The sequence below is a fragment of the Arthrobacter sp. JCM 19049 genome (assembly GCF_001310435.1).
This window is the reverse complement of sequence record NZ_BAXF01000127.1, coordinates 1-5,365: the sequence shown is the minus strand read 5'-3', so window position 1 is coordinate 5,365 and position 5,365 is coordinate 1. Positions and strand designations below refer to the sequence as shown.

General features: G+C 65.3%; 5 protein-coding genes and 2 pseudogenes. 5 read left to right on the top strand and 2 right to left on the bottom strand.

The genetic code is table 11. The annotated features are described in order from the left end of the window. On the top strand, nucleotides 1-183 hold a 183-nt coding region (locus JCM19049_RS19355), incomplete at its 5' end, for a hypothetical protein (RefSeq protein ID WP_279402701.1). A 10-nt stretch (nucleotides 184-193) separates the two neighbouring features. On the opposite strand, the gene JCM19049_RS07635 is transcribed toward JCM19049_RS19355, so the two are convergent. Continuing rightward, nucleotides 194-658: a LysR substrate-binding domain-containing protein gene (locus JCM19049_RS07635; RefSeq protein ID WP_054821289.1), complete on the bottom strand. Its 465-nt coding sequence runs from the start codon at nucleotides 656-658 to the stop codon at nucleotides 194-196. Continuing rightward, a complete protein-coding gene (locus tag JCM19049_RS19350; RefSeq protein WP_279402702.1) occupies nucleotides 604-996 on the bottom strand; it encodes a LysR family transcriptional regulator in 393 nt (130 codons plus the stop codon). The genes JCM19049_RS07635 and JCM19049_RS19350 overlap by 55 nt, the downstream gene beginning before the upstream one ends. Between JCM19049_RS19350 and JCM19049_RS23285 the strand changes: the two are divergent. The 4 genes and pseudogenes from JCM19049_RS23285 to pcaG all read left to right on the top strand — a co-directional run bounded on the left by JCM19049_RS23285 (nucleotide 982) and on the right by pcaG (nucleotide 5,207). Further along, nucleotides 982-2,291 (top strand): annotated as a pseudogene (locus JCM19049_RS23285) (MFS transporter). The gene JCM19049_RS19350 and the pseudogene JCM19049_RS23285 sit on opposite strands and share 15 nt — an antisense overlap. 318 nt (nucleotides 2,292-2,609) lie before the next feature. Continuing rightward, nucleotides 2,610-3,738 (top strand): annotated as a pseudogene (locus tag JCM19049_RS07625) (4-hydroxybenzoate 3-monooxygenase). A 50-nt stretch (nucleotides 3,739-3,788) separates the two neighbouring features. Then, the gene (gene pcaH, locus JCM19049_RS07620; protein ID WP_054821288.1) at nucleotides 3,789-4,628 is read left to right on the top strand and encodes a protocatechuate 3,4-dioxygenase subunit beta; all 840 of its coding nucleotides are present in this window, start codon (nucleotides 3,789-3,791) and stop codon (nucleotides 4,626-4,628) included. Further along, nucleotides 4,629-5,207: a protocatechuate 3,4-dioxygenase subunit alpha gene (gene pcaG / locus JCM19049_RS07615; RefSeq protein WP_054821287.1), complete on the top strand. Its 579-nt coding sequence runs from the start codon at nucleotides 4,629-4,631 to the stop codon at nucleotides 5,205-5,207. Nucleotides 5,208-5,365 lie beyond the last annotated feature (158 nt).

Here is a 5,365-nt window from a genome sequence, read left to right as displayed (position 1 = left end):
TCTCGCGGGCCCTGGCTACGCCGCCGACGGTTAACCCGGGCCGCCGGCTCCCCCACAGCGCGCACGGGCTTGATGCTGCCTAGCTGGTCGGTCTATATGGCGTTGCGTGCTTCGGCAAGGATGGCCCGCATGACCACGTCTTCGGCGGCGGTCGGCTGCCGATTCGTGGCGCGGGCCAGCTGAATTCGCCACTTCAGGGCACCGGCACCGCCCAGATTCCCTGGGTCCCCGAGCGCTCGACGGTGGACTGCGGCAAAAAGGCGACACCCAGCTCCTGCCGGACAAGCTCCAGCGCGAAATCCAGTGAGACGACCTCCGTGCGCACGCTACGGTGCAGTCCCTGCGCGGAGAAGGCGGAGTCAATGGTGGTTCGGTTTCCCCAGCCTTCGGGGAAGTCCACGTACTGTTCCCCGGCAATTTCCGAAAGGTCGACCTGCTGACGCCCGGCGAGCCGATGCCCCGCCGGGATGACCAGAACCATTGGCTCGGCATGGATCTCATGCAGCGCTATCCCCGCGACCTGGGGATTACTGACCGAGAGCAGTGCCAGGTTCAGCGTCCCCTCCTGCACAGCGGCCAGACTGCTGCGCGTCCCCTCCACGGTCAGCCGCAGCTTGACGACGACTTCCGGATACCGTCGATGAATCTCCAGCAGCACCTTCCCCCATGTCCAAGCCCCCCCAGGTAGGACAGGGTGCCCAGCGACACCGTGCCGCGCACCATTCCTCCCACGGCATCGACTGCATCCCGCGCGCCATCCACTTCCGCCAGGATGGTCCGTGCCCGGGGCAGCAGCGCCTCCCCCGCGGGAGCCAGGCGAACGCTGCGCCCCTGACGGACGAAAAGCTGGGCTCCCAGTTCGCGTTCAAGCTGCTTGATTCCCGCCGAGACGGCCGACTGGACCACGTTCAACTCCTGTGCCCACGGGTGAAGCTCAGCTGTTCGGCGACGGCCAGGAAGTACTGGATCTGGGATAACTGCATGCTTCAGTATCACCAAGCAAGATGCAAGCAATCAACATTTATGCTGGACGCGATCAACACCGCCACGGATGATGGATTCATGCCCGTTTCATCTTCCCCCGCGGCAACCCGCTCCGCACCCGCCGTGCAGCACGGCCGCGGCTTCTGGATTGTGGCCTTCGCGTTCCTGACCTCGATGGCCTTTGCCTCCGCCCCGGCCCCGCTCTACGTCCTGTATCAACAGCGGTCAGGGTTCAGCTCCTTCACCGTCACCCTGATCTTTGCCACCTACGCCCTCGGCGTGGTGGTGAGCCTGTTCCTGGCCGGACATATCTCCGACCGTGTCGGCCGGCGCCGCATCCTGGTGCCCGCCGTGGCCTGGTTTTCATCTCCACACTCGTCTTCATCTTTTGGCAGGACCTGCCCGGTCTGCTCACCGCGCGTTTCGTCTCGGGCCTTGGGGTGGGCATGTTGACCGCGACCGCGACCGCCTGCATGACCGAACTGCACGCCACTTCCCGCCCGGGGACTGGCTTGCGCCGGGCCGAGGTCATCGCCACCGCCGCCAACATCGGCGGGCTGGGTCTGGGGCCTTTGGTCTCTGGAATGCTGGCGGAGTTTGCCCCGGCTCCGCTCTACACCACCTACATTGTCTTTGCCGCGCTGCTGCTGCTCGGCCTGCTGTCACTGGTCCGTGTCCCGGAAACCGTGCAGGTGGATCGTAACTGGAAATATCGGCCACAAAGGGTTTCGGTGCCCCCGGAGGCCCATTCGCGCTTTGCGGCCGCGGCGATGATGGCATTTGTCGGATTTGCCATGTTTGGGCTGTTCACCTCCCTGGCCCCGGCTTTGATTGCCGGCGAGCTGGCCATCACCTCCCATGTGGTCTCCGGCGCCGTGGCCTTCGTGGTCTTTGCCGCGGCTGCCGCGATGCAGGTGGTTTCCTCGCGCTGGAGCCTGCACCGGCAGACCACGGCGGGTCTGGCCTGCCTGGGTATCGGCCTGCTCCTGGTGACCGCCAGCATCCTGGTGGCGTCCCTGGCGCTGCTGGTCATTGGCGGACTGGTGGCCGGTGCAGGCTCGGGGATGTCGTTCAAGGCGGGAATCGGCACCGCCATTTCCATTGCCTCCCCGGCCCAGCGCGGCGAAGCCCTGGCCGGCATCTTCCTGGCCGGCTACCTGGGAATGTCAGTGCCGGTCCTGCTGCTTGGCGCACTGATGCAGTTCATTGCGCTGGCGCCATCGGTGCTCGGCTTTGGCGTCTTCATGTTGCTGCTGCTGGGCGTCACCCTCCTGCTGTTGATGCGCAGCCGTCGCGCGGGCATCTAGGACAGAAGCATTCGTCCCGCACCTTCCCGATGCTGAAAATGCGGCGGCCGCCCGGGTGACCGGCCCGGGGGCCCGCATTTCAAGCTTCCCAACGCACTGTCCATAAATATTCTTATTCAATGAGAAGCATGGTGTGTTTGTTCCGCACGTCACTGCATTCTTGAAGTCAATCTCTTGTCCCCACCCATGTCGCCCTGCCCGCCGAGAATCGGCGTAGCGGCAGACACGGCCCCGAACGCTGAGGCAGGCTTCAATGACGCAGACTCCCCGGATCATCCGCACCCAGGTGGCATAATCGGCGGCGGTCCGGCCGGGCTCATGCTCTCGCATCTGCTGGCCCAGGCAGGCATCGAGAACATCGTGGTGGAAAAACGGGATCACGAAACGATCCGCAATACCCACCGCGCCGGCATCCTTGAGGCCCAGGCCGTGGCCATGCTGACCGACAGCGGGGTCAACGGCCGGGTATTGACCGAGGGCGACGAGCACGCCGGCATCGACCTGCGCTTCAACGGCGAGTCCCATCCGCTGGACTTCCGCGACCTGGTGGACGCCACGGTCACCCTGTACGCCCAAAACGAGGTCTTCATCGACCTGGCCGCGGCACGCAAGCGCGATGGTGGGGACGTGCGCTACGGGCCGAAGTCACCGAGATCCTGGACATCGAAACCGACACCCCGAAGTTCCGCTTCACCGACGCAGCGGGCACCCTGTTCGAGGTGCACGCTGACGTGATCGTGGGCGCCGACGGGTCGCGTTCCTTTACCCGCCGCCAGATGCCGGCAGCCCAGCGCAATGACTTCAAGGTCGAATACCCCTTCGCCTGGTTCGGCATCCTCACCCAGGCCCCAAAGTCCTCTCCGGAACTGATCTATGCGAACTCCCCCCACGGATTCGCGCTCATCTCCCAGCGCTCCGAGACGGTGCAGCGCATGTACTTCCAGTGCGACCCGAACGAAAACGTTGATGACTGGAGCGAGGACCGGATCTGGAGCGAGCTGCAGCGGCGCGTGGATGGACCGGATGGCTTCCAGCTGGCGACCGGGCCGATCTTCGACAAAACCGTGCTGGGGTTCCGCTCCTTTGTGCGCGAACCGCTCTCCCACGGCCGGCTGTTCCTGGCCGGAGATGCCGGACACACGGTCCCGCCCACCGGGGCGAAGGGCCTGAACCTGGCCTTCGCGGATGTGAAGGTCTTGTTCGAGGCCATCGACTCGTTTTACACCACCGGTAGTGACCGGCTCCTGGCCGGCTACTCGGACCTGGCGTTGAAGCGGGTCTGGAAGGCCCAGAACTTTTCATACTGGATGACCTCCATGCTCCACACCCCCGTGGCGCCGACCCGTTCATGACCCGCCGCGCCCTGGGAGAGCTGGAAACCGTGACCTCCTCGCGCTTCGGCCAACAATACCTGGCCGAGTCCTACACCGGCTGGCCGCACGCCTGACCCGCCCAACCACCACCTTCCCGCCCATTGACCACTGAAAGGAGCACGCAGTGAGCACCGATACGAACCACACCACCGATGAGACGTTCGAGAACCCGCGCGTCCTGGATCCTGCCGCCACCGCCGACTCGCAGGAAACCATCACCAGCGAAATCCAGGACATCCACGAGGCCTACCGGCAGGAGGTGCTGGCCGGGAAGAAAGAGGAAACCCAGCCGCGGATCGACTTCGCCCCCTACCGTTCCTCCCTGCTGCGCCATCCCACCAAGGACCTGCACCACACGGATCCGGAAACCATTGAGCTGCACTCCCCCGCCTTCGGGGACCGGGACGTGCACATCCTGGAATCGGACCTGACCATCCAGCACAACGGGGACCCCATCGGCGAGCGCATCGTGGTCTCCGGCCGGGTACTGGACGGGGACGGCCGTCCGGTGGCCGGGCAGCTGATTGAGATCTGGCAGGCCAACGCGGCCGGACGCTACATCCACAAGCGCGACCAGCACCCGGCCCCGATTGACCCGAACTTCACCGGGGTGGGCCGGGCGATCACCGGGCCGAATGGCGAGTACACGTTCACCACCATCAAGCCGGCACCGTACCCGTGGAAGAACCACCACAACGCCTGGCGTCCGGCGCACATCCACTTCTCGCTGTTTGGCACCGACTTCACCCAGCGGATGATCACCCAGATGTACTTCCCCGGTGACCCGCTGTTCTCCCTGGACCCGATCTACCAGTCGATCACCGACCAGAAGGCTCGCGACCGGCTGGTCGCCACCTACGATCACTCGATCACCTCGCATGAGTGGGCCACCGGCTACAACTGGGACATTGTGCTCACCGGCAGCAACCGCACCTGGATGGAAGACGAAGAGGGGGACCACTAAATGGCACCGGCACCAGAGCTGAAGCTCGTCCCGACCCCGGGACAGACCATCGGCCCGTTCTACGGCTACGCACTGCCCTACGACAAGGGCCACGAGCTGATCCACCCGTCCAACCCGAACGCGGTGCGCCTGCACGGGGTGATCACCGATGGGCAGGGCACCCCCATCCCGGATTCGATGCTGGAGATCTGGCAGGCGGACCATCAGGGACGGGTGCCCACCCAGGACGGTTCGCTGCTGCGCGACGGCTACACGTTCACCGGCTGGGGCCGGGTGGCGGTGGACAACGTGGGCCACTACACCTTCACCACCGTGAACCCTGGCGCGACCGAGGCGGTCAAGGCCCCGTTCATCATGCTCACCGTGTTCGCGCGCGGGCTGCTCAACCGCCTGTTCACCCGCATCTACCTGCCGGAGGACACCGAGGCGCTGGCCAATGACCCGCTGCTGTCGGCGCTGCCCGAGGAGCGGCGCAAGACCCTGATCGCCACCCGGGAACAGGACGGATCACTGCGCTTTGACATTCGGCTGCAGGGTGAGGACGAGACCGTGTTCCTGACCTACCCGCGCGAAAGCTAGGAAGCAGGAGAAGCTGCCCCGCTAGGGTGGAAGCTGCAGGTGCCCAAGCACCGCGGCCTTCCGCCCCGGCGGGGCGTTGAACGTAGTGCCGAAGTGAGGTTGACCGATGACTAATGCCGATTACGGGGTGCTCAGCCCGGCGTGGGCCGGCGGCGCCG

Bases quoted from the DNA above. Each gene is read 5' to 3' on its own strand.
- pcaG (WP_054821287.1), top strand. From the start codon at position 4,629: ATGGCACCGGCACCAGAGCTGAAGCTCGTCCCGACCCCGGGACAGACC.